26 protein-coding genes are annotated in these 26,223 nt (G+C 68.6%); 14 read left to right on the top strand and 12 right to left on the bottom strand.

What is annotated here, in order from left to right; all coding sequences use genetic code 11:
- Positions 1–23 precede the first annotated feature (23 nt).
- Entirely contained in the window at positions 24–524 is a 501-nt protein-coding gene (locus tag IEY88_RS08855; protein WP_229693194.1) for a GNAT family N-acetyltransferase, read from the bottom strand.
- Between the two features lie 85 nt (positions 525–609).
- Here IEY88_RS08855 and IEY88_RS08860 point away from each other — a divergent pair, with 85 nt between their 5' ends.
- A complete protein-coding gene (locus IEY88_RS08860; protein WP_189154116.1) occupies positions 610–834 on the top strand; it encodes a zinc-ribbon domain-containing protein in 225 nt (74 codons plus the stop codon).
- 58 nt (positions 835–892) lie between these two features.
- On the opposite strand, the gene IEY88_RS08865 is transcribed toward IEY88_RS08860, so the two are convergent.
- Positions 893–1,477 carry a DUF998 domain-containing protein gene (locus IEY88_RS08865; protein WP_189154117.1) on the bottom strand — a complete coding sequence of 195 codons (585 nt, stop codon included), beginning with the start codon at positions 1,475–1,477 and terminating at the stop codon, positions 893–895.
- Between the two features lie 136 nt (positions 1,478–1,613).
- Here IEY88_RS08865 and IEY88_RS08870 point away from each other — a divergent pair, with 136 nt between their 5' ends.
- Positions 1,614–2,297, top strand: coding sequence for an SRPBCC family protein (locus IEY88_RS08870; RefSeq protein ID WP_189154118.1), 684 nt, complete (start codon positions 1,614–1,616; stop codon positions 2,295–2,297).
- Positions 2,294–3,115 (top strand): alpha/beta fold hydrolase, encoded by an 822-nt coding sequence (locus IEY88_RS08875; RefSeq protein WP_189154119.1) that lies wholly within the window; start codon positions 2,294–2,296, stop codon positions 3,113–3,115. The genes IEY88_RS08870 and IEY88_RS08875 overlap by 4 nt, the downstream gene beginning before the upstream one ends.
- On the opposite strand, the gene IEY88_RS08880 is transcribed toward IEY88_RS08875, so the two are convergent.
- Genes IEY88_RS08880 through IEY88_RS08890 form a run of 3 tightly spaced genes read right to left on the bottom strand, consistent with a single transcriptional unit; the run spans position 3,025 to position 5,258 of the window.
- Entirely contained in the window at positions 3,025–4,230 is a 1,206-nt protein-coding gene (locus IEY88_RS08880; RefSeq protein WP_189154120.1) for an MFS transporter, read from the bottom strand. The genes IEY88_RS08875 and IEY88_RS08880 overlap by 91 nt on opposite strands.
- Before the next feature lie 27 nt (positions 4,231–4,257).
- Positions 4,258–4,836, bottom strand: a complete 579-nt coding sequence (locus tag IEY88_RS08885) for a Pr6Pr family membrane protein (RefSeq protein ID WP_189154121.1) — start codon at positions 4,834–4,836, stop codon at positions 4,258–4,260.
- Between the two features lie 23 nt (positions 4,837–4,859).
- Positions 4,860–5,258: a DUF2000 domain-containing protein gene (locus IEY88_RS08890; RefSeq protein WP_229693195.1), complete on the bottom strand. Its 399-nt coding sequence runs from the start codon at positions 5,256–5,258 to the stop codon at positions 4,860–4,862.
- Between the two features lie 49 nt (positions 5,259–5,307).
- Here IEY88_RS08890 and IEY88_RS08895 point away from each other — a divergent pair, with 49 nt between their 5' ends.
- Together IEY88_RS08895 and IEY88_RS08900 are read left to right on the top strand one after the other, a co-directional pair.
- On the top strand, positions 5,308–6,069 hold the full coding sequence (locus IEY88_RS08895; RefSeq protein ID WP_189154123.1) for a helix-turn-helix domain-containing protein: 762 nt from the start codon (positions 5,308–5,310) through the stop codon (positions 6,067–6,069).
- Between the two features lie 4 nt (positions 6,070–6,073).
- The gene (locus IEY88_RS08900) at positions 6,074–8,671 is read left to right on the top strand and encodes an ATP-binding protein (protein ID WP_189154124.1); all 2,598 of its coding nucleotides are present in this window, start codon (positions 6,074–6,076) and stop codon (positions 8,669–8,671) included.
- Here the strand turns inward: IEY88_RS08900 and IEY88_RS08905 are convergent.
- From IEY88_RS08905 to IEY88_RS08915, 3 genes are read right to left on the bottom strand one after another with little or no spacing between them, the layout of a single operon-like run.
- Positions 8,628–9,662 (bottom strand): FAD-dependent monooxygenase, encoded by a 1,035-nt coding sequence (locus IEY88_RS08905; RefSeq protein WP_189154125.1) that lies wholly within the window; start codon positions 9,660–9,662, stop codon positions 8,628–8,630. The two genes, IEY88_RS08900 and IEY88_RS08905, sit on opposite strands and share 44 nt — an antisense overlap.
- Before the next feature lie 36 nt (positions 9,663–9,698).
- Positions 9,699–10,295: a DUF305 domain-containing protein gene (locus tag IEY88_RS08910; RefSeq protein WP_189154126.1), complete on the bottom strand. Its 597-nt coding sequence runs from the start codon at positions 10,293–10,295 to the stop codon at positions 9,699–9,701.
- A 4-nt stretch (positions 10,296–10,299) separates the two neighbouring features.
- On the bottom strand, positions 10,300–11,058 hold the full coding sequence (locus IEY88_RS08915; RefSeq protein WP_189154127.1) for a lytic polysaccharide monooxygenase: 759 nt from the start codon (positions 11,056–11,058) through the stop codon (positions 10,300–10,302).
- A gap of 284 nt (positions 11,059–11,342) precedes the next feature.
- On the opposite strand from IEY88_RS08915, the gene IEY88_RS08920 reads away from it, so the two are divergent.
- From IEY88_RS08920 to pip, 3 genes are all read left to right on the top strand, one after another.
- Positions 11,343–11,816, top strand: coding sequence for a hypothetical protein (locus tag IEY88_RS08920; RefSeq protein WP_189154128.1), 474 nt, complete (start codon positions 11,343–11,345; stop codon positions 11,814–11,816).
- A 78-nt stretch (positions 11,817–11,894) separates the two neighbouring features.
- Positions 11,895–12,440 carry a DUF305 domain-containing protein gene (locus IEY88_RS08925; RefSeq protein ID WP_189154129.1) on the top strand — a complete coding sequence of 182 codons (546 nt, stop codon included), beginning with the start codon at positions 11,895–11,897 and terminating at the stop codon, positions 12,438–12,440.
- Positions 12,441–12,642: 202 nt separating this feature from the next.
- The gene (pip, locus tag IEY88_RS08930; RefSeq protein WP_189154130.1) at positions 12,643–13,590 is read left to right on the top strand and encodes a prolyl aminopeptidase; all 948 of its coding nucleotides are present in this window, start codon (positions 12,643–12,645) and stop codon (positions 13,588–13,590) included.
- On the opposite strand, the gene IEY88_RS08935 is transcribed toward pip, so the two are convergent.
- From IEY88_RS08935 to IEY88_RS08945, 3 genes are read right to left on the bottom strand one after another with little or no spacing between them, the layout of a single operon-like run.
- Entirely contained in the window at positions 13,587–15,131 is a 1,545-nt protein-coding gene (locus IEY88_RS08935) for a tannase/feruloyl esterase family alpha/beta hydrolase (protein ID WP_189154131.1), read from the bottom strand. The two genes, pip and IEY88_RS08935, sit on opposite strands and share 4 nt — an antisense overlap.
- A gap of 47 nt (positions 15,132–15,178) precedes the next feature.
- Positions 15,179–17,152, bottom strand: a complete 1,974-nt coding sequence (locus tag IEY88_RS08940; RefSeq protein WP_189154132.1) for an APC family permease — start codon at positions 17,150–17,152, stop codon at positions 15,179–15,181.
- Positions 17,153–17,178: 26 nt separating this feature from the next.
- Entirely contained in the window at positions 17,179–19,308 is a 2,130-nt protein-coding gene (locus tag IEY88_RS08945) for a bifunctional diguanylate cyclase/phosphohydrolase (protein ID WP_229693196.1), read from the bottom strand.
- 372 nt (positions 19,309–19,680) lie between these two features.
- Here IEY88_RS08945 and IEY88_RS08950 point away from each other — a divergent pair, with 372 nt between their 5' ends.
- From IEY88_RS08950 to cobF, 3 genes are all read left to right on the top strand, one after another.
- On the top strand, positions 19,681–20,346 hold the full coding sequence (locus tag IEY88_RS08950) for a DUF2306 domain-containing protein (RefSeq protein WP_189154133.1): 666 nt from the start codon (positions 19,681–19,683) through the stop codon (positions 20,344–20,346).
- Positions 20,347–20,379: 33 nt separating this feature from the next.
- Entirely contained in the window at positions 20,380–21,027 is a 648-nt protein-coding gene (locus IEY88_RS08955) for a peptidylprolyl isomerase (RefSeq protein WP_189154134.1), read from the top strand.
- 68 nt (positions 21,028–21,095) lie between these two features.
- Positions 21,096–21,839: a precorrin-6A synthase (deacetylating) gene (gene cobF, locus IEY88_RS08960; RefSeq protein WP_189154135.1), complete on the top strand. Its 744-nt coding sequence runs from the start codon at positions 21,096–21,098 to the stop codon at positions 21,837–21,839.
- Here cobF and IEY88_RS08965 read toward each other — a convergent pair whose 3' ends face one another.
- Positions 21,840–22,364, bottom strand: a complete 525-nt coding sequence (locus tag IEY88_RS08965) for a TetR/AcrR family transcriptional regulator (protein WP_229693197.1) — start codon at positions 22,362–22,364, stop codon at positions 21,840–21,842.
- Between the two features lie 135 nt (positions 22,365–22,499).
- Between IEY88_RS08965 and IEY88_RS08970 the strand changes: the two genes are divergently transcribed.
- From IEY88_RS08970 to IEY88_RS08980, 3 genes are all read left to right on the top strand, one after another.
- Positions 22,500–23,315 carry an oxidoreductase gene (locus IEY88_RS08970; protein ID WP_189154137.1) on the top strand — a complete coding sequence of 272 codons (816 nt, stop codon included), beginning with the start codon at positions 22,500–22,502 and terminating at the stop codon, positions 23,313–23,315.
- Between the two features lie 58 nt (positions 23,316–23,373).
- Positions 23,374–24,267: a helix-turn-helix transcriptional regulator gene (locus tag IEY88_RS08975; protein ID WP_229693198.1), complete on the top strand. Its 894-nt coding sequence runs from the start codon at positions 23,374–23,376 to the stop codon at positions 24,265–24,267.
- Between the two features lie 176 nt (positions 24,268–24,443).
- Entirely contained in the window at positions 24,444–26,213 is a 1,770-nt protein-coding gene (locus IEY88_RS08980; RefSeq protein ID WP_229693199.1) for an alpha/beta hydrolase, read from the top strand.
- Positions 26,214–26,223 lie beyond the last annotated feature (10 nt).

Here is a 26,223-nt window from a genome sequence, read left to right on the forward strand (position 1 = left end):
CCCGGCTGATCGCGACGTGAACCTCAGTCCGTGGCGAGCCGTGCGTGGGTTTCGGTGTCGTACCGGACGCCGTCGTAGAGCAACCGGGCCCGCTCCACTCCTTCCACGGCGAAACCCGCCCCGGTCGCGACACGACAGGAGGCGGGGTTGTCCACGCGATGGGCGAGTTCCAACCGGAACAGGCCGAGCTCGGAGAAGGCGAACTCGCTGACCGCGACGCAGGCCTTCGTGGCGAGCCCCTGTCCGCGTGCCTCCTCGCGCATCCAGTACGAGATCCACCCGGTGAGGTGACGGCGTTCCACGCTCGACACGGCGACGTTGCCCACGGGCACGCCCTCGTGCAGCACCGCGAACGAGTAGGCGGCGTCGTCGTCGCGCCGGGCCGTGAGCAGGGCGATCCAGTCCTCGGCGGCGGACAGCGAGTCGATCGGGGCGGTGAACTGGCGGGCCATCATCTCCTCGCCCGCCGCGGCGAGGATGACCGGGGCGTCGGCGGGCGTCCAGGGCCGCAGCAGGGTGTCCACCCGTCCACCTTCCGAATTCAGGCGTCCGGCTGCAACTCAGGGGGCACCCCACACGTCAGAAGAACAACGGGCAGAAGGAGAACAAGTGGTCATTTTCGGCTGGCGGACGACGATCGAGCAGCTGCGGATGCTGACGCTGGTGTGCGGGAACTGCCACCACCAGGCCGCGCACAACCTGTTCCGGCGCTACACGAAGCCGACCGTCTTCTTCATCCCGCTGTTCACCATCAGCAGCAAGTACGGGCTGCAGTGCACCTTCTGCGGCGTCTCCTACGACATCAGCAAGATGCACGCGCATCAGCTCGTCTGACAGGCCTCGCAACCGGGCGCGTGCTCGTCGGTGGTGACGCGCCCGCACTCCGGGCAGATCAGCTCGAGAAGGCAGGCCGGCTCAGCCTCAGGGACACGAGCGAGGTCCACACCCAGCCGATCGTCGCGACCACGTAGAGCAGCACCGTCCCACCGGGGTTGCCCAGGAACGCCATCGGCGCCACCAGGAGCACGCCCGTCAGGCCGCTCATCACTGCCAGCCATCCACCGAGCCTACGCGCGAACACGAAGCACGCCCCGATCCAGCCGATCATCGCGAGCCCGAACGCGGCCGCGTGCAGGGCGCCGTGCCAGGACAGCGACGCGGGCGGGCCGTCGGGTGCCCCAGCCGGGAACCCCATGGCCGGATCGGCGACGAACACCCCGCCGAGGATCATCCCCACGCCCATCAGGCCGATCAGCCTTGCTCCCCACTTCGAGTGCTCGGCCATGCCCGTCGCGGCGACCAGGAACAGCGCGCCGCTGACCACGAAGTTGGCGATCTGGATCCAGCCGAGCGAGCCGAGGCTGAGCATGCTGAACGGGTGTCGTGCGAGGTCGAAGCCCTCTCGGGTGAACGCCTGGGCGTACCCGACGACGAGGTAGAGCGGACCGGCGACGACGCCGCAGGCGATGCGGGACATGGGGTTCCTCCAGTTCGTGGTGTGGCCAGAACGGAACCACCGACAACTTTTTTTGTCAAGACTAGTCTCACTGTCTTGACGAGAGGAATTGTCGGTAGCAGGATGGGACCATCCACGAATCAGAAGGGGAGAGCAGATGGGCCACGAGTTCACGAGCACCGACGAGATCGAGGTGCCGGCCTCCGTCGAGGACGTCTGGACGGCCATCGCGACGGGACCAGGCATCGACTCGTGGTTCATGGGCCGCAACGAGGTCGCGAACGGCCAGGTCAAGATGGCCTTCGGCGGGTACGAGCCGACGAGCGAGGTCACCGCGTCCGATCCCCTGCGGCACTTCGCGTACAACAGCGGCAAGGCGCCCGACGGCAGGTTCATCGCCTACGAGTTCCTGGTCGAGGGCCGTGACCACAGCAGCACCGTGCTCCGCATGGTCACGAGCGGGTTCCTGCCCGGCGACGACTGGGCCGACGAGTTCGAGGCGATGACGCTGGGCGGCGCGCTGTTCCGGCGCACGCTGCTCGAATACCTGACGCACTTCCCCGGCCGCACGGCCCGTCCGCTCACAGTCTTCGGGCCGATGGTCAGCGATTGGGACGAGGCCTGGAAGAAGCTCGACGCGGCGATCGGCGAGAAGCTCCCGGACGCCGTCGAGTTCCACCGCAACGCCCACACGGTCGCGTTGCGCACCGAGCACGGCATCTACCGCTTCATGCGCGGGTTCTTCGGCCCGGTCATCGCGGCGCACAACATCTTCGAAGGCGACGAGTCCGAGCAGGACTGGCAGAACTTCCTCGACAGCACGCTGGGAGAGCAGAAATGACGCGCTTCACGACTTCCGCCGACGGCACCGAGGTCGCCTACTCGATCACCGGCTCCGGTCCCGCGCTGGTCATCGTGGACGGCGCGATGTGCCACCGGATGTTCGGCCCGGCGACGGAACTCGCGTCGGTGCTGGACAAGAACTTCACCGTCTACACCTACGACCGGCGCGGGCGTGGCGAGACCGGTGACGGCGCGACGCCGTGGTCGCTCGAGCGCGAGGTCGAGGACATCGACGCCGTGATCGGGGAGGCCGGCGGCAGCGCGTTCGTCTTCGGCGTGTCCTCGGGCGCGGTGCTGGCGATGGAGGCCGCGTCACGGCTGCCCGGCATCTCCCGGCTCGCGCTCTACGAGGCGCCGTTCGTCGTGGACGACACGTACAAGCCGCGCCCGGCCGACATCGTGGCGCAGATGGACGACATGCTCGCGCGTGGTGACCGCTCCGGCATGCTCTCGACGTTCATGAAGATGGTCGGCGTGCCGGGCATCGGGCTCGCGGTCATGAAGCTGACGCCGATGTGGAAGAAGCTGAAGCCGGTCGCGCACACGCTGAGGTGGGACCTGCGCATCCTCGGCGACGACGGCCGCGGGACACCTCTGCCGACGAACCGCTGGAACGTCAAGGTGCCGACGCTCGCGATGGACGGCGGCAAGAGCCCCGAGTACCTCCGCAACGCCATGAAGAACGTCGCGGAGGTGCTGGGAGCCGACCACAGGACGCTGCCCGGTCAGACGCACATGTACAAGTCGTCGGTCATGGCACCGGAACTGGTGGAGTTCTTCTCGCGCGCCCAGCGCACCGCGGGTCCCATCGCGTAACCGGCCACGACGAAGAGCCCGCCGACCAGCACCCACCCGATGGCGCCCCAGCCGAGCACGACGGTGGTGAGCAGGGCGGGGCCGACCATGCGCGCGACGGCCGTCCCGGTCGCGAAGAAGCCCTGGTACTGGCCCTGCCGGTCGGCGGGCGCGAGGGAGAAGCTGATCTCCCACGCCCCGGAGGCGAGCATCATCTCGCCGAGCACCTGCAACGCGGCGGCCGCGATGAGCAAGGCCGCCGCGGGCCAGGCACCGAAGCTGAACGCCGTAGTGGCGAACACCGCGCAGGACGCGAGCATGATCAGTCCGGCGTGCTTCACGAGCTTCGACGCCTGGTCCAGGCCGTCGGCACGACGGGCGATCCTGACCTGGAACAGCACGACGGCCGCGGTGTTGAGGACCAGCAACCCCGCCGCGAGCCACGTCGGCGCCTCGGTGCGCTGCACGATCCACAACGGGATGATCAGGCTCAGCAGCGGCATGTACAGCAGCATCACGGCGTTGATCAGCGTGATGAGCGCGTACGGGCGGTCCTTGAGGACGTCGAACTTGCCCTTCGCCCTGGTCATCAGGGTCTCGGGCAGAGTGCTGAGGATCGCCGCGGCGATGAGGAACGCGACGACGTCGAGCACGAACACGGCCATGTAGGCGGCCTCGGTGGCGAGGTGCAGCGCGAACCCGCCCGCGGCCGCACCGATCGCGATGCCCGCGTTGGCCGTCGACTGGATGCGCGCGCGAACCCGTGTGCGTTCCTCTGGCGTGGTGAGGCCGGCGAGCAGGGCCTGCCTGGACGCCTGCAGGCCGCTCTGGAAGCTCGCGTACAGGCACATGATCAGCACGAACGCGGCGAAGTCCCGCGTGACGAGCAGGATTCCGATGCTCGCGGCCGTGGCGAACGCCAGCACGACGGCGGTGGTGCGCGGGCCCAGGCGGTCGGCGACGTGGCCCAGAGCGACTCCGGCAACGGCCCCGACTCCCCAGGCGAGGGTCAGCGCGAGGCCGACCCGCGCCGCGCTCAGGCCCACGACCTGCGTGAAGTAGAGAGCCGAGACGACGAGGAAGCCGCCGTCGCCGATCGAGTTCGTCAGCTGCGCGTACGCGAGTCGCCTGGTCATGTTCCGACCGTAGGGCGGCGATTGGCCCTAGCTGTGGGACAAGGACTCCCGCTGTTTCTGGGCCAATTTGTTCCCTGCCCAGGACACCGCGAACGCCAGCGCGACGAAGACGATCGTGACGACCAGGCAGTTCAGGAACACCGCGCCGTAACCGTGGGTGCGCGGATCCATGAACGGGTACGGGTACCAGTTCACGATCGGGCCCCTGACCAGCGTGTACACCAGGTAGGCCAGCGGGAACGACAGCCAGAGCCACGCCCGCCTGGTCCGTTCCGCCGCCAGCAGCCACTCCGCGACCACGAGGATCGGGACGATGGTGTGCAACACCCAGTTCGCATAAGCAGGTGTCTGCACGTCGATGTCCCGCAGCAGCAGCCAGTACACGATGCCCGTGGTGCCCATGTAGAGCACGGCCGCGCCCCTGATCTGCGCCGACACCGGGTTGAACACGCCCAGCAACGCCACGACCGCCGCGAAGACGTTCGAGAGCACGGTGAAGAAGCTGAAGTGGTCGAACGGGCGGAACCTGTCCCCCAGCACGACCACCAGGTACATCTCCGCCGAAAGCACCAGCAGGAACACGGCCATCCGGAGCAGCTTGATCACTCGGGCATTAGAACCCGGTTTCGTCAGGGGTGCATCCGGGCGCCCTTGAAGATCTTGTCGACGGCGTTCTTCTGGCCGTGGACCGCGATGCCGACCAGGTCGAGGTCCTGCGTGTGCACCTTGCGGACGGCCGCGCGGTTGTCGTCGTCGTTGCCCGTCGCGAACAGGTCCGCGGTGAAGATGGTCATCGGCTGGCTGCGGTTCAGGGCCCGCTCGTGGGCCTTCTTCAGCAGGTCCGCGGAGCCTTGCAGGACGACCACGGGCTGGCCGAACATGGACAGGTAGTGCACGTCGTCAGCGTCGACGTAGGGCTCGCCGCGGAGCGTCTCGGGCAGCCCGCTGACGAGGAAGGCGGTGACGTTCAGGGCCTGCCAGCCGGCCAGGTCGTCCCGCAGCAGCACAGCGATCTTGGTGTCGAACATGGACACACGATCGCGGGCACTCCGGTCCGGCGTCTTGTACGTTCCTGACATGAGCGTCACCGCGTGGAGACCGGCGGTGGACGGCATCAAGGAGGCCTTCCACGCGTCGTTCACCACGCACGTCTACCCAACGCACACGCACGACGCGTGGACGTTGATGGTGCTCGACACCGGAGCCGTGCGGTACGAACTGGACCGTCACGAACACGGCGCGCTCGTCTCCGGCGTCACGCTGTTGCCGCCGCACGTGCCGCACGACGGCCGTTCAGCGTTGTCCACGGGCTTCCGCAAACGCGTGCTGTACCTGGACGACGCGGCGCTGCCGGCCGACCTGATCGGCAAGGCCGTCGACACCCCGATGCTGCCCGATCCGCTGCTGCGCCACCGGATCCACCAGCTGCACCTGGTGCTGGACGAACCGTTCGAGGCCGCCAGCCGGCTTTCGTTGATCACCGAACGCCTCCGGCACCACTTCGCCGGCACGGCACCCGTCGTGCACGCGGACCCGACGCTCGCCGACCGGTTGCGGCAGCTGCTGGACGCCTCGCTGCCGTCGGGGATCACGCTCGCGGAGGCCGCTGCGGAACTGCAGACCAGTCCTACGCACCTCGTGCGGGCGTTCAGCCGTCAGTTCGGACTGCCGCCGCACAAGTACCTGACGGGCCGCCGGGTGGACCTCGCGCGTGGTCACCTGGTCGACGGACGACCGGCCGCGGAGGTGGCGGTGCTGGCCGGGTTCCACGACCAGTCGCACCTCACGCGCCATTTTCGCCGTGTGCTGGGTACGAGTCCCGGCCGCTTCGTACGCTGACACCGTGCACGTCGGCATTCTCGGGCCCGTTGAGGCGCACTCCCCGGACGGCAAGATCGCGGTGGGTGGCCCACGGCCGCGCACCCTGCTGGCGCTGCTGGCGATCCGGGTGGGGGAGATCGTCCAGCTCGACCGCCTGGTCGACGAGCTCTACGGCTCCGAACCGCCGTCGGACGCCGCGAACGCCTTGCAGGGCCAGGTCTCGCGCCTGCGCCGGGCACTCGGGGACGCGACGCTGATCGAGTTCCACCCGGCCGGGTACCGCCTGGCGCTGCCCGCCTCCCAGGTCGACGCGCACCGGTTCGTCGTGCTCAGCGCGGAAGGCCGGCAGGCGTTGGAGCAGGGTGACCCGCAGGCGGCGGAATCCCTTCTGTCCGAGGCACTGCGGCTGTGGCGCGGCCCGGCGCTCGCCGACGTCGCCCTGCCGGACCACGCGACCCGCCTGGAACAGCAACGCTCCGCGGCCACCGGTTCGCTGGTCGCGGCACGGATCCGGCTCGGCAGGGCCGATGTCGCCGAGGTCCAGGACCTGGTGCGGCGGAATCCGTTGGACGAACGGCTGCGCGGGTACCTGATGCAGGCGCTCAACCAGCAGGGCCGGCAAGCCGAGGCGCTGCAGGCGTTCGAGGACGCACGCGCTCTGCTGGCCGACGAGCTGGGCACCGACCCGTCACCCGAACTGCGCGCCGTGCACCTGCAGGTCCTGCGCGGTCAGACCCACCGCGAACTACCGGCCCAGCTGACGAAGTTCGTGGGCAGGCAGGCGGAGCTCGCGCGGATCGCCTCGCTGTCCTCCCGGCTCATCACGCTCACCGGCCCTGGAGGCGCGGGCAAGACGAGGCTCGCGCTGCAGGCCGCGGGTCCCGGTGCGATCTTCGTGGACCTGGCGCCGGCCAAGGACGTGGCCGCGGCGACGCTGCAGGCGCTGGGGCTCAAGGAGACGGTGCTGGAGCCGGAGGAACGCCTGACGCTGGCGCTGCGCGAGCGCGACGCGTTGCTGATCCTGGACAACTGCGAGCACCTGGTCGTCCAGGCCGCCCGGCTGGCCCAGCACCTGCTCAGCACGTGCCCGTCGTTGCGGATCCTCGCCACGAGCCGGGAGGCGCTCGGCATCACCGGTGAGACGCTGTGCCCGGTGCCGCCGCTCGATCCCGAGCAGAGCGTGGCGCTGTTCGCCGACCGCGCCCGACTGGTGAACGCCGCGTTCGTGCGGGATCAGCACACGGTCGACATCTGCCGGGAGCTGGACGGCCTGCCGCTCGCGATCGAACTCGCGGCGGCACGCACCCGCACGTTGACGACCGAGGAGATCGCCGACCGCCTGAACGACCGCTTCCGGTTGCTCACCAAGGGAAACCGGGCCGCCGCGCCCCGCCACCAGACGCTGCGGGCGGTCGTGGAGTGGAGCTGGGACCTGCTGACCGAGGACGAACGCGACCTGGCGGCGTGCCTCGCGACGTTCAGCGGCGGGGCGACCCTGGAGGCCGTCGAGGAGGTCTGCCGGCACGACCTCGAGACGCTCGACGCGTTGGTGGACAAGTCCTTGGTGGAGGCCGTGGACGGGCGCTACCGGATGCTGGAGACCATCCGCGAGTTCTGCTCGCAGCACAAGCGCGTCGACGCCGCCCACGCCGCGTACTTCCACGACCTGGCTCGCCGTGCGGATCCCGAGCTGCGCCAACGTGATCAGGTGCGCTGGTTCGCCCGGCTGACCGCCGAGCACGCGAACCTGATGCAGGCCGTCGCCTGGACCACGTCGTTCGAACCGGACCGCGCGCTGCGGCTCGTCAGCGACCTCGCCTGGTACTGGTACGTGAAGGGCAACCGCGCGGAAGTCCGGGGCGTGGCACAGGAACTGCTCGCCCGCGTGTCCGAACAGTCCACAGAGGAGTACGCAGTCCTGCTCGCCCTCGCTGCCCCGGAACGCGTGCAGGACAAGCTCCTCGAACTGCGCGGCCCGATCAGGCAACCGTTCGTGCTCATCGCGTGGGCCATGCTCAGCGGCCCGCCCGACCCGTCCGCCCCGCGCACCTCGTTGCAGGACGAGGTGGAGAGCAGTGAGGACCCGTGGATCCAGGGCCTCATCGGGTTCAGCAACGCCTACACCGCCTGGGCCGCGAGCGGCGACCGCGAGCGAGCGATCGAGGAGTCCCGCGTGGCGTTGCGGCGGTTCCAGGACCTGGGCGAGCGCTGGGGTTCGGCCCAGGTCCTGGACGTGCTGGCCAACCTCACCGAGGACCCGGCAGAAGCCCTGGCGCTGACCGACGAGGCGCTCCGGGTCGTCGCGGAACTCGGTGCCAAGGAAGAACTCGCCGAACTCCGGGCTCGTCGCGCGGACCGGTTGCTCGACATCGACGAGGCCGCGGCGGAACGCGACTACCTCCAGGCCCTGGAACAGGCGACGGAGGCAGGCCTGTCGGCCACCCGAGCGCTCGCCAACACCGGCCTCGCGAAGATCGCCCAGCGCCGGGGTGATCCGGCGCGGGCGGAGCTCCTGCTGCGCGAGGCCCAGCGGGAGCTCGGGTTCGGGTGGATGCACGCGGCCGCCAAGCAGCAGGTCAACGAGGTGCTCGAGGAACTGCTCCGTACTCGGGGAGCTTGATCGCGGTGGCGGCCCTCATGTCCGTGCGCGCGACCATCGGCATCTTCGGCAGCAGGCCGAACATCCGGTCGCGCACCCACATGCCGAGCCTGGTGCCCGGCGCGAGGAACGGGCCGGGGTTGCCCTGGCAGCCGCGCGCGTAGGGGCCGATCAGGGCCTCGTACCGGGCGAAGGCGTCGCCGCCCGCCGCCATCTCCCCCGCCAGCACGTAGGCGGAGACGACCGCGAGGCCGGTTCCCATGCCGCCCAACGTGGACCCGTACCCGGCGTCGCCGATCAGCGTGACCCGTCCCGCGCTCACCGCGGGCATCCGGACCTGGCTGATCGAGTCGAAGTAGACGCCGGGCGCCACGATCTCCTCGGGCATCAGCTCGGGCGGTACGGAGGACTTGTACATCAGCCACCCCGGCGCCGTCAGCACTCCGGGCGAGCACGTCAGGTCGTGGTCGTCGCCGTCCACGTCCCAGATCGCGAAGTAGTAGCCCTGGAACTTCGGCCGGTACTCGGGGAAGACGAGCCGCCGCACGCCGGACCGCATCCCGTCCGCACCGACCACGAAGTCGAACCGCCGGGACTGACCGCGTGCGAACGTCACGTCGACGCCGGCACCGTCGTCGTGCAGCGACGTGATCCAGTCGCCGAACACGTACTCCACGTCGGCGGCGGTGTGCTCGTACAGCAGGCGTGAGAGGTCTCCGCGGAGGATCTCAACGTCCCCCGCGGTGAACGACGCGGGCAGCCGTGCCCGTTCACGTCCCGCGGTGTCGCGGAACACCATGTCGCGCGGAGACGTTCGCGCGGCCTGGACCGCGTCGAGCACGCCCATCCGCCTCAGCACGGACAGGTGCGCCTCGCCGCGGAAGTCGACGGCCTGGCCGCCGGCGCGCAACGAGGGCGCGCGTTCCACCACCACCGCGGAGATGCCGAAGCGCGTCAACCAGTGGGCCAGCGCGGGCCCGGCGATTCCCGCTCCCGAGATCAGTACGTCCATGCTCGGGAATGCAACGCCGGGCCGCTGACCGAACGCCTACGGTCCGCTGATGATCTTCAGCATCTGCTCGATCTGGCCCTGCCGGGTCTTGACCACCCGATCGGCATAGGCCGTGGTCTCCGGGTTCATGCCGTCCTTCTTCTCGTCGAGCGCCATCTCCACGCCCGCTCCCTGATGGCCTGTCATCAGGTTGAGGAAGAGCGCGTCGAACTCAGGCCCGCTCTTCTCCTTGGTCTCGTTGATGACCTTGTCGTCGAGCAGCGGCTGACCACCGTGGGCGGCGTGCAGGTTGGCGCCGTCGCCCTCCGGCTTGCCCCAGAGCTTCAGCCACGACTTGAGCATCGTGAGCTCCTCGCGCTGGGTCACGTCGATCGCGCCCGCGAGGTCCTTGGCCTCCTTGCCGGTCGCCTTCGCGAGCCCCACCTGCGACAGGCTGATGCCGAGTTGCAGGTGGTCCACCATCATCTGCACGAACGTCACGTCCGCGTCGTTGAACCTCGCGCTGGCTGCGGGAACGGGTGGTGCGGCGGAGGACGCGCCGTGCCCGTGGGCTCCTTGGCCCTCCGGCACGACCGCCTCTCCGCCGCACCCCGCCAGCGCCAGGACCGCGACAGCGATCACCAGGCGCTTCATCAGATCAGATCTTCTCCCAGAGCGCCGCCACGTTCGGCGGTTCCCAGCCGGTCAGCGAGGTGTGCGCCTGACGGCAGCGGTAGGACGAGCCGCCGTAGGTGACGGTCGAGCCGACCGCGTACGACGTGTTCGCCGCCCAGGTGCCACCGGCCGGCGGCTGCTGCGTGGTCGTCGTGGTCGTCGTGGTGGTGGTCGGCGGACGAGTGGTCGTCGTGGTGGTGGGAGGCGGGGTCGTGCCGCCACCACCGTTGATGTTGAGGTCGATGCACGAGTAGAACGCGTTCACCGTGTCGCCGATGTTCCAGACCGCGAACAGCTTCTGGCGGCCGGAGAACCCGCCGAGGTTGATGTTGTGCGTGGTCGGGTTGTTCGGCTGCTGGTTGTTGCCGGCGACGTAGCCGACGCGCGTGTTGCCGATGAAGTACTCGTAGTCACGCGTGGCGTGCCGGGCGGTGAAGGTCCAGGTCAGAGACAGGGTCTGACCGGTGTTGGTGACCTTCCAGGGCAGTGAGTCGTTGTCGAGCGGGGCAAAGGCGCCGTTGTCGCCGCTGCAGTTCTTCTTGCCCTTGACGCCTTCGGCGCTCTGGGGCTCGTACTTCGCCTGGCCGCACAGGCTCTCGGCGACGTCGCCACGGGCACACTGCGCGGATCGACTGGCAGGCGAGGACACGTAACCGTGCGCGCTGGCCGAACCGACCGGCGTGATGAGCACGATTGCTGGGACAGCGGCCAGGACGAGCGCCGCTTTGCGCATGTTCTTCATTTGGTCCGAACTCCTTGGATCGTTCCCAAACGGGATGGACCCGTAGGCAGGGGGCGGGAACCGGGAGCGCTCTAGATCGCTCTCCGATCCAGTTTCGGTCTGTGGTCTAGACCATAAACCGAGGTTCAGAAAGTGGTCAAGAGACCACCGAACATGGACGAAAAATGGCTCATGGCAACAAGTTCACGCAAGTGCACTGGCCCCGCGCTCCGCCATTCGGGTCACCGGAGGGGACCGATCAGCCCACTGATTAGGAGTCGTCACACACTGGGTATCCCCACCGCATGCGCGATTTCGACGAGCCCAGCAGGATGGCAGGCCCCGGTGTCGTCTCCGACGGACCCGCAGGCGCCGCAACGGTCCTCGTGATCGATCCAGCAGGAGAGGCGGTGCACAACGAGATCCCCGCGACCTGGCGGCCGCTGACGTCCGACGTGCGCATCGTGTGGCTGCGCGTCCCCGCCGCACCGGGTTGGAAGTCCACAGTGGACGAGCTGCTGTCCAGGCACCGCGACGACACCAGGACCGTGCTGGACGTGGTCGCGAGCGGCCCCATCGCCGCGGACGTCATCGAGCTCGTGGCGGCACATCCGAACCTCGTGCGCTCCGTGCTGCTGGTGGACCCCGAGGTCCCGGTGGAAGCCACGTTCGCCCAGGTCATCCACCACACCAACGACGTGGAGGCACCCCTCCCGCTGGGCCACCCGGACGTGGTCCAGGCCGTGGTCGCCGCACTCGGATCGCACCCAACCACTTAGGCTGCGGAACTTTCGCTGAACCGGACACTTCGACCACCCGTATCCCTCGGCAGGGAACCGAGAAACGGGAGAGACTTCATGCGAGCGCGTCTGCTCATCATCGTGCTAGGGCTGCTTGCGCTGACGGCCTGTTCGTCTGTTGGCGGCAGTGGCGGCTCGGGCGAACCGGCGGCCAACGAGGCGGACGCGACGTTCTCGTTGCGGATGATCCCCCACCACCGCCAGACGATCGAGATCGCCAAGGTCGCCATGGAGAAGTCCAAGGACGACTTCGTGGTCAACGTGGCCGACAAGATCGCCACCGCCGAAGCGGGCGAGATCGAGCAGATGGCCACCTACCTGCGCAGCTGGAACATCCAGGTGCCGGGCGACGACGCCAACGCCACGCACAAGATGGCGGGCATGATGACCGTCAAGGACGTCGAGGCCCTGAAGTCCGCCACCGGCAAGCAGTACGACGACCTGTTCCTCGCCACCCTCTCCCGCCACCTCCGCAGTGGTGTCGACATGGCCAAGGACGCCCAGGCCAAGGGCGAGCACATCGGCTCGAAGGCGTTGGCGGGCAAGATCATCGTGTCGCAGACCGAGGTCCTGGACCAGATCAGCGCCAAGCAGAAGTCCTGACGTCGCAGCGGGACCCGCTCGACCCACTCGACCCACTCGACCAGTACGCCACACACGTCCACGGCCGCCGCGGCAGTGGGCGTGTCGGCGTATGCGGGGGCGGCAGCGAGTGCGGCGGCGTGGTTGCGCGTTGCCCGGATCGCCCTCCCCCAGCACCGAAAACCAGTCGGCCCCAACCCGAGCCCCCAATACCCTCCCCGGCATGTACCCACAGGTGGAGCCCTACGCCCGAGGCATGCTCGACGTAGGCGACGGCCAGCAGATCCACTGGGAGGCCAGCGGCACCCCGACCGGCAAGCCCGCCTGCGTCTTCCACGGCGGCCCCGGCTCCGGCTCGAACCCGCGCTGGCGCGAGGACTTCGACCCAACCCACTGGAACCTGATCCTCTGGGACCAGCGAGGCTGCGGCCGTAGCACTCCATCTGCCACGGACCCGTTGACCAGCATGGAACACAACACCACCCAGCACCTGATCAACGACGCCGAGAAACTCCGCGAACATCTGGGCATCGACAAGTGGATGCTGGTAGGCGGCTCCTGGGGCTCCACCCTCATCCTCGCCTACGCCATCCAGCACCCCACCAGGGTCAGCGAGATCATCATCCCGGCGGTGACCGCGGGCCGCCCCGTCGAACTCGAGTGGATCACCCGAGGGCTCGGCATGTTCTTCCCCGACCACTTCGACGCGTTCCGCGACGGTGTCCCCGAACATGACCGCGACGGCAACCTGGCTGCGGCCTACAACAGGCTCCTCAACTCGCCGGACCCCGAGGTCAGGTACAAAGCCGCCTGGGACTGGAGCAAGTGGGACCTGTCCACGATCACCGGCGGTGACAACGACTTCACCGGCACCCGGTACGACAACCCGGAAGAGCGCTACCGGCTCGCGCGGACCGTGTCCCACTACTGGGGCAACGACTGCTTCCTGGAGCCCACCTACATCTTCGACAACCTTAACGCGCTTAGGGGAATCCCCGGCATCCTGATCCACGGGCGCAACGACTTCGGCGGACCCCTGTACACGGCCTGGGAGATCGCGAAGCGGTGGCCCGACGCCGAACTGGTCGTCCTGAACGACGCCGGGCACGTCATCATGGAGGGCAACAGCATGGACAAGGCCATCACCGCCGCCATCCACAGGTTCCGCTAGGGCGCGACGGGGCCGGACCGGTAGAGGTCCTCCCCTGCCCAGCGAATTCGGTCGCGGAAGCCGAAGCCCGGTGCGGGCACGAAGTTCGCGGCGTCGTCCACCGAGCCCGAGCCGGAGTACTTGGCCCGCAACGGGTACGGGAACACCGGACGGGTGCGCACGACGTTGCCGTCGGAGTCACGTCCGGAAGCGATGATCCGATCGGGCGCCCGGCCGCCTTCGACCCACGACACGAGTTCGCGGAACGGGTCGAAGTCGGTCAGGGTGTCGCCGCCGGCGCAGTGCCACATCGACGGCACCACGAAAAGCCTTGCCCAGGAGGGGTTCCTGCCGCCGGTCAGGCGCTGCCAGTAGTCGAGCGTGCCCTCGAACGGGATGCCCTGGTCGCCGGCGCCGTGCCAGATGATCAGCTTGCCTCCGGCCCGCTGGAACGCGCGCAGGTCCAGGGAGAGCGAGTTCGCCTTGACGGTCTCGGGCACCAGGCGGCGGAACTCCCGGACCGTGAACTCGAACGACTCGAGCGACGAGTGCGGCTCGCCGATCGGGTAGACGAGGTGCTTCAGACCGTTGTCCGCCAGCTCCGGGGCCACCCCCCGGCCGAGACCCGGCGACGGGTTGAGCCAGAACGTCCACGAGATCTCCGAGCCGTACGGCTGGCCGCCGGGGTAGAGGCGGACGCCGCGGTCGGACGGGCCCGCGTAGAGGTTGCGGACGCGGGCGATCTCGTCGTCGGTCAACTGGCCCGCGAGCGTGCCCGGATCGAACCTGCACAGGCGCGGGTCGTCGATCTGGCCGTCCACCAGGCCGTCGAGACCGTCGCACGCCGCCATCACCGCGCCGTGCAACAGGAAGAGCTTGTCGTTCGGGATGGTGTTGCGCGCGATCCACGCCTGGTAGCCGATCAGCGCGGTGTAGTAGGCACCCGGCGCGGCCGCGATGATGCCGTCGAAGTCGCGCGGGTAGCGCTGGGCGAGCAACAGCCCCTCGCGGCCACCGTTCGAGCACCCGCTGAAGTACGACTTCTTCGGCGCCTTGCCGTAGAACACCGAAATGATGTGCTTGGACACCTTCGACAACGCGTGCGGTGCGCGGAAGAAGTAGTCGTCACGGGCCTTCTGGTTCGAAGCGGCCCAGGTCGTGTCGAACGGGTTCTCGATCGACGACCGGTGCCCGTCGTCGGTCGCGGCGACCGCGGCGTCACCGAAAGCGGGGCCACAGCCGGACGGGAAGGCCGGATCGCCGATGATCCCGCAGAATCCGCCACAGCCGTACTGCAGATACCGGCCCTGGTAACCGCGAACAGGCAGCTTCAGCTGGAAGCCCACGTTCGGTTCGATCGTGCCGCGCACGTCGCAGAACTCCACCGCACCAGCGACAACAGTGGCCGACGTGACGTGGGTGCGGGCGTCCGGCACGTCGAACGAGCGCACCAGATCGGCGCACGAACGCACTGGACGGGTCCCGGTGGAGACGGCGGCTGGTGCGACACCTGCCGCGACCGTGCCCAGGACAACGAGTGGTACCAACAACTTGCGGAACATTTGAGCGTCCTTCCCCCTTAGTCGGACGTACAGGGGAAGTCTTCCAGCTAACTGACGTGCACGCGTGGCCGTCGGGTCGGATCCGATTCAGCCGAGCGGATGATCTCCCGTACGACCGGAGGGGTGTCGCCGCGGCCGAGGATCAGGTAGCGGAACAGGTGCCCCAGCGGGTTCCCCTCCGACCACTCGAAGTGCGCGTGCGGGATGACGCCGGTCGAGTCGCGCAAAGCCAGCAGGATCGCGGCGATCGCGTTCGGGGCGGCGGGGGCGGACGCGCGCAGGACGCGGTGGCCGTCCACCTCGACGCCGGACACGCACAGCACGTTGCTGAACGCCGACGGGTCGACGATGTCGATCTCCAGGAAGATCACGTCCGCGGAGCCCGGCACGGGGTTCATGCCGCGCTGCTCGGTCTCCTTCTCGTCGTACTCCTCCTTGTCACCGGCCTGGCGGCGGTTCGCGATCAACGTGATCTGCCCGTCGTGGGTGATCGTGTCGGTGACGAACCTCCGCGCGGTCTCGTCGAACTTGATCTTCTCGACGCGCAGCTCGGTGGTCCGGGAGACCCGTGACACCAGGGAGATCACCACGATGCCGATGATGAAGCCGATCGAGATGGTGATGCCGTCGGGCTTCTCGATGACGTTCTCCACCAGCGCGTACAGCAGCACCAGCGTCAGCACGGTGAACCCGATCCCGGCGCCGCGCTGCCTCTTGCGCCACGCGGACACCGTCACCGCGAACGATCCGGACACCATCATCGCCAGGATGCCGGTGGCGTAGGCGCCGGCCTGCGCGTTCACGTCGGCGTTGAAGATGATCGTGATGATGATGCAGATGACGGTGTAGACGATCACGACGGGACGAACGGCGCGGCCCCATTCCGGTGCCATGCCGTAGGAAGGCAGGTACCGCGGCACGATGTTGATGAGACCGGCCATCGCCGAGGCACCGGCGAACCACAGGATCAGGATGCTGCTGATGTCGTAGACCGTGCCGAACACCTCGCCGAGCAGTTCGTGCGCGAGGTACGCCAGCGCACGGCCGTTCGCGGGCCCGCCCGGCGCGAACTTCTCCTGCGGCACCAGCACGGTCGTGATGAACGACGTCGCGACCAGGTACACGGACATGATCAGCGCCGCGGTCGTCAGCAGCTTGCGGGTGTTGCGGATCCGGCTCTCGAGGCGCTGCTCCCGCGTCTCACCGGACGCCGCGACCAGCGGCATCATGCTCACGCCGGTCTCGAAGCCGGACAGACCGAGCACCAGCAGCGGGAACGCGAGGATCGCCGGTCCGACCACCCCGAAGAACCCGTCGCCGTGCGCACCGAGGGCGGAGATCCAGCGATCGAGCGCGTCCGGCGTCGCGAAGACGTCCACGAGCCCCACCACGGCCACGACGGCGTTCAGGGTGAGGAACACCGCCACCAACGGGATCGCGACGCTCACGGCCTCGCTGAAGCCCATCAGGAACACGCCGCCGAGGATCAGCAGCAGCACGATCGTCAGCCAGAGCTCTGCGCCGTGCAACGACTCCGGCACGTACGGGTTCTCCAGCGCGTGCACCGAGGCGTCCGCCGCGGACAGCGTGATCGTGATGATCCACGACGTCGCCACGAACCCCAGCAGCACCAGCACGAAGATCTTGCCGCGCCAGAACGGCAGCAGGTCCTCCAGCATCGCCACGGACCCCTGGCCGTTCGGGCTCTCCCGCGCCACCCGCCGGTACATCGGCAGCATGCCGAGCAGCGTCAGCGCCACGATGAGCAACGTCGCCAGCGGGGACAGCGCGCCGGCGGCCAGCGCGGCGATGCCGGGCAGGTACGACAGCGTGGAGAAGTAGTCGACGCCGGTGAGCGTCATGACCTTCCACCACGGGTGCGGCTTGGCGTGCGACTCGTGGCTCTCCGGGCCCGACGGCGCCACGCGGTCCGCGAGCAGCCACCTGCCGAGCGGGCCACCCGGCGGGGCCGGCCGTTCCGGACTCGGGACCTCGGCGGGGATGGCGAACTCCGTGCTCATGCGCGAAGCATGGCACGGTCAGTCGATCATGGACGGAAGTCCGCCGGGAAGCCGGCCTCCTGAATGGACAAACCGGACGGACGCAACGTCCCGATGCTGCCTTGTTCGTGCAGATCGAGGAAAAGGTCCACAACGTCCGGATCGAACTGCTGCCCGCGACCGGACCAGAGCTCGCGCCGCGCACGGTTCTCGTCCAAGGCGGTCTGATGTGGACGGTTCGACCTCATCGCCGCCCACGCCACGCACACGGACAGGATCCTCGCTTCCGCACGGATGTCCGCGCCGCGCAACCCGTCCGGGTAGCCGGCGCCGTCGTAGCGCTCGTGCTGCTGCCTGATCACGTGCGCCACGCCCGCGAACCCCGGCACCATCCGCGCGAGCCGGTAGCCGAAGTCGGGGTGCTGGCGCAGCAGCCGCCACTCCTCCTCCGACAGCGCGCCGGGCTTGGTCAGCACCACCTCGGGGATGATGACCTTGCCGATGTCGTGCAGGCGCCCGGCGAGCTGGGTGACCCGGATGGTGGGCGCGTCGAGCCCGAACTCGCCCGCCGCCACCCCGGCCCAGCGCGACACCGAGCGGCTGTGGTCGTAGCGGTGCAGCCAGCCGTCCACCCGGTCCGCGACCTGGCAGAGGAACTCCGCCATCGCGCCGTCGGTGTCCGGGTCGACCGCGGGCAGCGGCTCGGGACCGACCGCGATCCTGTTGCGGCCGGCCGCCTTCGCCGCGTACAGGGCGCGGTCCGCGATCACCACGATGTCGTCGGGGCCGTCGCCGTGCGTCGGGAAGCTCGCCGAGCCGACCGACACCGTGACGAACAGCGGGATGTCGTCGTTGCCCGCGTTGACCGGGATCGGCTTCTCCGCGACGCGTTCGCGCAGCCGGTTCGCGATCACGGACAGCCTGCCCGGCCCGGCGTCCGGCACGAGCAGCGCGAACTCCTCGCCGCCGTACCGGGCGAGCACCTCACCGGCCCGCGACGCCGCGCGCAGCCGGGCCGCGACCTCCATCAGCACGTCGTCACCGGCGGGGTGGCCGTAGTTGTCGTTGATCGACTTGAAGCGGTCGACGTCGATGATGAACACCGCGACCGACCCGTCGCCCCGCCGCGCCCGGGAGATCTCGAGCGGCAGCTGGGCCTCGAAGAACCTGCGGGTGTGCAGACCGGTGAGGCTGTCGGTGATCGCGAGCTTGCGCTGGTCCGCGACGAGCCCCGCGAGCCTGGCGATGATCAGCAACGACAGCAGCGCGCTGCCGGCGGCGATCACCAGGACGTCCTGCGACGACTGGCCGACGTCGTGCACCAGCATCAGGACCGGCGCGGCGAGGGCGGCCGAGCACAGCGCGATGATCCGGCCGCGGCTCAGGCCGACGTCCTTGACGTGCGCGCGGTCGACGAGCCGCGCCATCGTCGGGTGCAGCGCCGCGGCGCCGATGCAGAGGTTCGCCGACAGCCAGATGGCGTCGAGGAAGTTGCCCGCGTGGTAGCTGCCGTCGAGGCGCTGCAGCACGTAGATCGTGTCCGCCGTCAGGATGCCCAGCAGGTTGCACGTCAGCAGCACGAACGCGCGCGGCCGGGGACCTGCCCCGAAGATCAGCCGCAGCGCCACCACGAACAGCGCCAGGTCCATCATCGGGTAGCCGAGCGACGCGATCTTCACCAGGACCGGCGAGGTGAGGCGGGCCTGCGGGCCGATGACGTAGAGCCAGGACGCCATCCCCGCGACGACCGCGAGCACCGCGGCGTCGAGCAGGCTCGGCAGGTCGAGGCCCGGGGTGCGGCGGCGGATGAGCAGGATCACGCCCGCGACCATCAACGGGTAATGCCCGAGGTAGAAGATGTCCGCGTACGAGGGGTAAACCGTGTACTCGAAGATGTAGTGCGATGCGTAGAACGTCAGGTCGGCGATCGCGTAAACGACCTGGCTGAGTGCGAGGAACACCCACGGCCGCCTCCATTGGGGACGGTTGCGCTTCACACCCACGAATGTCGCGATCGCGGCCGAAGCGCTGATCGTGCAGTAGAGCACCACCCGTACCGTTTGCCCCGATGTCCCCGCAGGGCTCACCGGAATCAGGTAGTAGACGCCCAGCAGCAGGTGACCCGCCACCAGGTACGCCCACCACGCTGCTGGGTGGCCGGCACGGAAGATGGTCACACGAGACCCCTCGTTCTACGACATCGGTCGAGCCAGGTGATGATGCCCGACTCCGGATGATCGCGGCACCGTCGTTACTCCAATGAGGTGACCCACCATTACGGACGCTACCGCAAATCCCTGTTCTGTTTTCCACCAACTGCGACGGGTGGCGCCCCTCTGGATTTTCGCACGACTTTTCCCTGCTCGACGGTGATTCGTGCACCTTGTGCCACTGATATTTCCGACCTGATGGCCGGCGAACGGGTTGCATGAAGTTCGTGGTTGACCGTTGCTCGTGTGCAAGTTGCAGATGCGGTGAGCGCGGGGTGTCAGGAAGGCACGTCAGCGAGCGGTGCGCGATCGGTCAGCGAGGGCGGCCATGGTGGCGCCATGACGTGGTTGCGCAAGCCCTGGGTGGGCCCGTTGGCGTTCGTGGTGGTGGCGTTCGTGGCTTTCTCGTTGCCGCCGTACCTGACCGGTGATCGTCTGCAGTCGCGCGTGCAGTCGGACTGGGGACCGCACTACCCCCTGCTCGTCGTGCACGTCGTCTGCGCGTCGATCGCCATCATCACGTGCGTGGTGCAGATCTGGCCGTGGTTCCGTGGCCGCTTTCCCATGTGGCACCGCCGCATCGGCCGTGTCTACGTGCTGGCCGGCGTGCTGCCGTCCGGTCTCGCCGGCCTGGTCATCGGCTGGATGACTCCGTTCGGGCCGGTGGCGATGGTCAGCAACGTGTTGCTCGCGGTGCTGTGGCTGACGTTCACCTTGCTGGCGTGGCGCGCGGCCCGGCAGCGCAGGTTCGGCGACCACCGCAAGTGGATGATCCGCAGCTTCGTGCTGACGATCTCGATCATCACGAACCGGATCTGGGGCGCGATCGCGTTCGTGCTGCTGGCGGACAGCGTTCCGGAGGCCGAGCTGCCGAACACGATCGCGGGGATCGCGACGTGGACGGGGTGGACGATCCCGTTGCTGGCCTCGCAGTGGTGGCTGGAGCGCAAGCCCCGGCGCCGGGCACCCGCCGAGCGGCGGGAGGCCCTGACCCAGGTGGGCTGACAAGGGGTTATGAGGCGGCTACGGTCAGTCCGCATGAGGCTACTGCTCGCTGTCCTGATGATGGTCGTCCTCGCCCCGGTCGCATCCGCCGCACCGGCGACTCCCACCGCGCGGTGCGAGTTCATCCCGACGCCGGACAACCCGGCCGCCCGCCCGGTCCAGCCGCCCAGCGCCGTCGTGCCCGCCCGCGGCACCGTCAAGGTCACCATCGTGACGAACTACGGCGTGGTCGTCGCGAACCTCGACCGCGCGAACGCCCCGTGCGGCGTGGAGAACTTCGCCCACCTGGCGCGGAGCTGGTTCTACACGATGTCGCAGTGCTGGCGCCTGACCGACACCACGCGCCTGGGCGTGCTGCAGTGCGGCGACATCTACCGCGCCGAGGAGGGCGGGCCCGGCTACCGGTTCGCCGACGAGGTGACCGGCAAGGAGACCTACCCGCGCGGCACCATCGCCTACGGGAACCAGGGACCGGGCACGAACGGCAGCGAGTTCTTCATCGTGCACTCGTTCGCCAACATCAAGCCGCTCTACACCGTGATGGGACACGTCACCCACGGCATGGACACGCTGGACCGGATCGTGAAGGCCGGGATCGTGCCGCAGCCGGACGGCCTGCTCGACGGCGCACCGAAGAAACCGGTCAGGATCCTGCACGTGCTCGCCCACCAGTCCCGCTGAGGTGAGTCCCCGCACAGGCAGGACCTCGCGGCTCCTCGGCGAGCACCCGCTGTAGTTAGTGTGGGCCGGTGCGAAAGATCCTGGTCATCGGCATCGGCGCGGGCAACCCCGACCACCTGACGGTGCAGGCCGTCAAGGCGTTGCAGACGGTCGACGTGTACTTCGTGCTGGACAAGGGTTCCGTGAAGCAGGAGCTCGTCGACCTGCGCGCGTCGATCCTCACCGAGCACGTGACGCGCCCGTACCGCTGGGTCGAGGGCCGGGACCCGGAACGCGACCGCAACCCCGCCGACTACCAGGCGACGATCGACGCCTGGCGCCGCGACCGCGCCGACGTCGTCCTGGGGCTGTTCTCCGAACTGGGCGAGGACGAGGTCGGAGCGTTCCTGGTGTGGGGCGACCCGTCGCTCTACGACTCGACCCTAGCGATCCTCGACGACCTCCTGGCCCGCGGCGAGTCGTTCGAGGTCGAGGTCGTCCCGGGCGTGACGTCGGTGGCCGCCCTGACCGCGGGCCACCGGGTGGCGCTGAACCAGGTCGGCAAGCCGGTGCAGATCACGACCGGCCGCCGCCTGGCCGCCGGGTGGCCGTCCGATGTGGACGACGTGGCCGTGATGCTGGACGCGTCGTACTCGTTCGAGGGCGTGGACCCGGACACGTGGATCTACTGGGGCGCCTACCTCGGGATGCCGGACGAGATCCTGGTGTCGGGGCGGGTCGGGGACGTGGCGGCCCAGATCCGCGCGGTGCGCGGCGAGGCCCGTGAGCGCAAGGGCTGGATCATGGACACCTACCTGCTGCGCCGCCCCTGATCACTCCGCGATCAGCCGCTCGACCGAGCGGACGACGAGGTCCCTGTTCGCGTTCGGGGTGCTGAACGCGAGGATCGACATGTGCACGACCAGGTCCAGCAGGTCCGTGGCGTTGAACGCCGCGGTGATCCTGCCTTCCAGCTGGGCCTGGGCGACCGCCTCGACCTTGTGCCGGTACGCCTCGGCCTCTGATTCCGGAAGAGCGTCGAAGCCGTTCTCCAGCCGGTGGTACGCCGCGAGCCTGAGCAGCTTGGGCTCCTCGCGGTACGCATCGAACAACCGGCCCGCGTAGCCCGGCAGGTCTTCGGGCGTGATCGGCACGGACTGGACGACGCGGTCGATCTGGATCTTCAACAGCTCGCCGAACAAGCCCTCCTTGCTGTCGAAGTAGGCGTAGATCATCGCCTTGTTGCACCCGGCCTTCGCCGCGATGCGGTCGACGCGCGCACCGGCGATGCCGTACTCGGCGAACTCGTCGAGCGCGGCGTCCAGGAGCTTGGCCTTGGTCGCTTCCTTGTCCCTCACCACTCCCCCATCCTAACCAACCGGTTGGTAGTGGCAACCAACCAGTTGGTTGACAGCTTGGCGCAGCCGTGGTTGCCTAGCGCTAGCAACCAAACAGTTGGTTAACTCAGCCAACCGGGTAGTGGGGAGCGGGACATGAAGGTCGCACTGGTCACGGGAGCGTCGTCGGGCATCGGCGAGTCCACCGCGGTCGAGCTGCACAAAGCCGGTTTCACGGTCTACGCGGCCGCACGCCGGGTGCAGCGGATGGAAGGGCTGGCGAAGCAGGGCATCCGGGTGCTGGAGATGGACGTGACGCGGGACGAGTCGATGGTCGCGGGTGTCGAGAAGGTCATCGCGGAGGCCGGGCGGATCGACGTGCTCGTCAACAACGCCGGCTACGGGTCGTACGGGGCGGTCGAGGACGTGCCGCTGGACGAGGCGCGCTACCAGTTCGAGGTCAACGTGTTCGGGCTGGCTCGGCTGGTCCAGCTCGTGTCGCCGCACATGCGGGAGGCCGGGCGTGGGCGGATCGTCAACGTCTCGTCGATCGGCGGGCGGATCTACGAGCCGCTCGGGGCCTGGTACCACTCGACGAAGTTCGCGGTGGAGGGGTTGAGCGACTCGCTGCGGCTCGAGCTGAAGCCGTTCGGGATCGACGTCGTGGTGATCCAGCCCGGTGGGATCAAGACCGAGTGGGGCGGGATCGCGGTCGAGAACCTGAAGAAGACGTCCGGTGGCGGGGCTTACGCGGGGCAGGTCAAGCAGTTGGCCGGGTTCTTCTCACAGATGGAACGTGCGAGTGAGCCCAAGGTGATCGCGGACGTCATCGTGAAGGCGGCGCAGGCTCGCAGGCCTCGCACGAGGTACGCGGCGGGGTTCGGGGCGCGGCCGATCCTGTTCGCCCGCCGGGTGCTGTCCGACCGGGCGTTCGACGCCGTCTTCCTCGGGGCGATGCGCCGGTTCGCCTAACCCCTGTTCCTCCCCTTTGACCAGGTACCTTCGGTTCAGAACCACCGAGGGGAGTCGTGTGCACGAGGGGCTGTCGCCGGAGGCCGAGAAGCTCTACCTGGCGATGCTGCGGGGAGACGGCGGCGCGGGGTCCGGCGGGGCGCGCGAAGAGCTCGAACGGCTCGGGCTGATCCGGAACGACGACGTGCGGCCACCGCGTTCGGCGCTGGCCGCGATCGCGTCGGGGCACGAGGCAGCGGCCGTGCGGGCGCGGGAGACCGCGGAGGTCCTGGCCGCCGCCTATGCCGAGCGGGGTGCGAAAGAGGTCGACTTCGTCGAGGTCCTCAAGGACGCGGACGAGGTGATCAGCGCGTTCGAGGAGATGCAGAGCCAGGCCAAGGCGGAGATCCGGGCCCTCGATCCCGGGTCGTACCTGAGCCCGCAGCCGGAGGCGAGTCCCGCGCAGCCGCCGGCGTTGTTGCGCGGTGTCGCCTACCGGGTCGTGTACGAGTCGGCGTTGCTGCAGTCCGAGCTCGGGTTCGCGTCGGTGCAGGAGAGCATCGCGGTCGGCGAGCAGGCGCGGACGTTCCCCGGCGTGCCGCTCAAGCTCGTGATCGCCGACTCGGACCGCGCGTTGATCGCGGTGCCGACCGTGACGGGCGGGAACGTGGTCGCACTTCTCATTCACCCGTCCGTGCTACTGAGCGCGTTGATCGAGTTGTTCGAGGCTTTCTGGCGGATGGCGGTGTCGATCACGCCCGGCGGCCAGGAGGACACCCAGGAGGAGCCGACCACGGCGACCCGCAGGTTGATGGCGCTGCTCAGCGCCGGTCTGACGGACGAGTCGATCGCGCGCGAGCTCGGCGTCAGCGAACGCACGGTGCACCGCCGGGTGAGTCGGCTGCAGCAGCTGCTGGGGGCGCAGACGCGTTTTCAACTCGGCGTCCAGGCATCACGGCGTGGTTGGCTCTGATCACCCTCAGCAATTGAGACACTGATCTTCATCACTCTGTGAACACGATCGGTGACGGTTTCCAGACATGGCGACTTTCTGCCATCACCCAGGAGTGTTAAACGCAGTTTTATCCCTTCTCCTCTGTTGCAAGCGCGGTCTCACCCAGGCCGTGCGGGGGCAGGAAGGGATCCACAGTGAGGCAGTACTTTAGAGGCGGCATCGCCGCGGTCACAGGGGCGTTGATCGCGACGAGCATCGTGCTCACGCCGGCGGCCGGCGCGGCCGCCAAGCAGGACCCGGACACGGCCAAGCTCTCCGGCGCGCTCGCGACGCAGCAGGTCACCTGGGAGGAGTGCACCTTCCCCGGCGTCGCACCCGAGACCGTCGCCAAGTTCAAGACCGTCAAGGGTCTCGCCTGCGCGACCATCCAGGTCCCGCGCGACTGGCACAACCCGGCCGACGGCAACACGATCGGCATCCGCGTCTCCAAGACCGAGACCGCCTACAAGGGCACCGCCCGCCAGGGCATCGCGCTGGTCAACCCCGGTGGCCCCGGCGGCTCCGGCCTGCCGTGGGGCGCGGCGATGGCCCTGCGCGCCCCGGTCCTCGCCGGTCAGTACGACTTCATCGGCTTCGACCCGCGCGGTGTCGGCCTCTCCACGCCGCTCACCTGCAGCTACACCGTCCCGAACAGCACTGACGTCAACGTGCTGAACAAGGCGAAGGTCGACGGCTGCCTCGAGAACCCGCTGACCAAGTTCATCACCACCGAGCAGACCGCATACGACATGGACTTCATCCGCGTCGTGCTCGGCGAGAAGAAGATGAGCTACATCGGCTACTCCTACGGCACGTGGCTCGGCACGTGGTACGCCGCCACGTTCCCGAGCAAGGCCCACCGCTTCCTGCTCGACTCGGCCGTCGACGCCTCGCAGTCGACCCTCGAGAACACCTGGGACCTGCAGCCGCGCACCCGCGACCGCCAGTTCCAGGAGGCGCTGCTCCCGTACATGGCGCGCAACGACGCCGAGTACGCCCAGGGCACCGACCCGATGGAGATCCGCCGCAACTGGGAGAAGGCCGGCGGCACCCGTGAGTTCCTGGGTCAGCTGTTCGTCGCGTGGTTCGTGATCCCGGCCATGTACGACACCACCCAGTACCCGACCGCCGCCGCCGCGGTGTCCGCCGTGATCGGCACCCCGGCCACCGGCACCGACGCGGAGAAGGTCGAGCAGCTCGTCGCGAAGATGCTGACGACGCCGGGCCTCACCGCCGAGAACAAGGCGTTCATCGCGAAGGCCGAGGACAACGCCCTCGCCGCCATCGCCAAGAAGGAGCGCGTCGCGGTCAAGTCCACGACCGCCGCCGCCGAGGTCGAGACCTGGGACGCGACGTTCGAGGCCATCCGCTGCCAGGACGGTCAGTGGAACCAGAACCTGCACTACTGGAACTACTGGCTCGCCGACCTGACCGTGAACGCGCCGTTCATCGCGCCGTTCATGAGCACGCCGCTGTGCGCCTACTGGCCGACGAAGAACGCGATGCCGAAGCCGGACAAGAAGACCTTTCCGCGTCTGCTGGTCGCGCAGTCCGAGCTCGACGCCGCCACCGCCTACGAGGGTGGCCTCGCCACCGCCAAGGCGCTGCCGAACGCCAAGCTGATCAGCGTCGACAACGAGGGCTCGCACGGCCTGTTCCCGTACAACACGGACTGCGTCGACGACCCGATCACGTTCTACTTCCAGACCGGTGCGACCCCGCGCAAGCAGTTCACCGGCTGCCAGGCACTTCCGCTGCCGGGTGAGGACAAGACGTTCGACGTCGGCGGCAAGCTGACCAACGGCAAGGTGAAGATCAAGATGATCACGCCGGCCGTGAAGGAAGCCAACAAGATCGTGAAGGACCTGCTGAGCGGGTCCTCGACGGCGGCTGCCGACGAGTCGGGCATGCCGGCCAACCTGTAACACCCTTCCA

The organism is Lentzea pudingi (assembly GCF_014646255.1).
Taxonomy (GTDB): domain Bacteria; phylum Actinomycetota; class Actinomycetes; order Mycobacteriales; family Pseudonocardiaceae; genus Lentzea; species Lentzea pudingi.

What these genes read in the sequence shown, in the direction of transcription:
- IEY88_RS08940 (WP_189154132.1), bottom strand. Translation starts at nt 17,152, where the DNA reads ATGAGCACGGAGTTCGCCATCCCCGCCGAGGTCCCGAGTCCGGAACGG.
- IEY88_RS08905 (WP_189154125.1), bottom strand. Translation starts at nt 9,662, where the DNA reads ATGGACGTACTGATCTCGGGAGCGGGAATCGCCGGGCCCGCGCTGGCC.
- IEY88_RS08890 (WP_229693195.1), bottom strand. Translation starts at nt 5,258, where the DNA reads ATGTTCGACACCAAGATCGCTGTGCTGCTGCGGGACGACCTGGCCGGC.
- IEY88_RS08865 (WP_189154117.1), bottom strand. Translation starts at nt 1,477, where the DNA reads ATGTCCCGCATCGCCTGCGGCGTCGTCGCCGGTCCGCTCTACCTCGTC.
- IEY88_RS08880 (WP_189154120.1), bottom strand. Translation starts at nt 4,230, where the DNA reads ATGACCAGGCGACTCGCGTACGCGCAGCTGACGAACTCGATCGGCGAC.
- IEY88_RS08955 (WP_189154134.1), top strand. Translation starts at nt 20,380, where the DNA reads ATGAGGCTACTGCTCGCTGTCCTGATGATGGTCGTCCTCGCCCCGGTC.
- IEY88_RS08970 (WP_189154137.1), top strand. Translation starts at nt 22,500, where the DNA reads ATGAAGGTCGCACTGGTCACGGGAGCGTCGTCGGGCATCGGCGAGTCC.
- IEY88_RS08935 (WP_189154131.1), bottom strand. Translation starts at nt 15,131, where the DNA reads ATGTTCCGCAAGTTGTTGGTACCACTCGTTGTCCTGGGCACGGTCGCG.
- IEY88_RS08895 (WP_189154123.1), top strand. Translation starts at nt 5,308, where the DNA reads ATGAGCGTCACCGCGTGGAGACCGGCGGTGGACGGCATCAAGGAGGCC.
- IEY88_RS08920 (WP_189154128.1), top strand. Translation starts at nt 11,343, where the DNA reads ATGCGCGATTTCGACGAGCCCAGCAGGATGGCAGGCCCCGGTGTCGTC.
- IEY88_RS08870 (WP_189154118.1), top strand. Translation starts at nt 1,614, where the DNA reads ATGGGCCACGAGTTCACGAGCACCGACGAGATCGAGGTGCCGGCCTCC.
- IEY88_RS08950 (WP_189154133.1), top strand. Translation starts at nt 19,681, where the DNA reads ATGACGTGGTTGCGCAAGCCCTGGGTGGGCCCGTTGGCGTTCGTGGTG.
- pip (WP_189154130.1), top strand. Translation starts at nt 12,643, where the DNA reads ATGTACCCACAGGTGGAGCCCTACGCCCGAGGCATGCTCGACGTAGGC.
- IEY88_RS08910 (WP_189154126.1), bottom strand. Translation starts at nt 10,295, where the DNA reads ATGAAGCGCCTGGTGATCGCTGTCGCGGTCCTGGCGCTGGCGGGGTGC.
- IEY88_RS08925 (WP_189154129.1), top strand. Translation starts at nt 11,895, where the DNA reads ATGCGAGCGCGTCTGCTCATCATCGTGCTAGGGCTGCTTGCGCTGACG.
- IEY88_RS08915 (WP_189154127.1), bottom strand. Translation starts at nt 11,058, where the DNA reads ATGAAGAACATGCGCAAAGCGGCGCTCGTCCTGGCCGCTGTCCCAGCA.
- IEY88_RS08875 (WP_189154119.1), top strand. Translation starts at nt 2,294, where the DNA reads ATGACGCGCTTCACGACTTCCGCCGACGGCACCGAGGTCGCCTACTCG.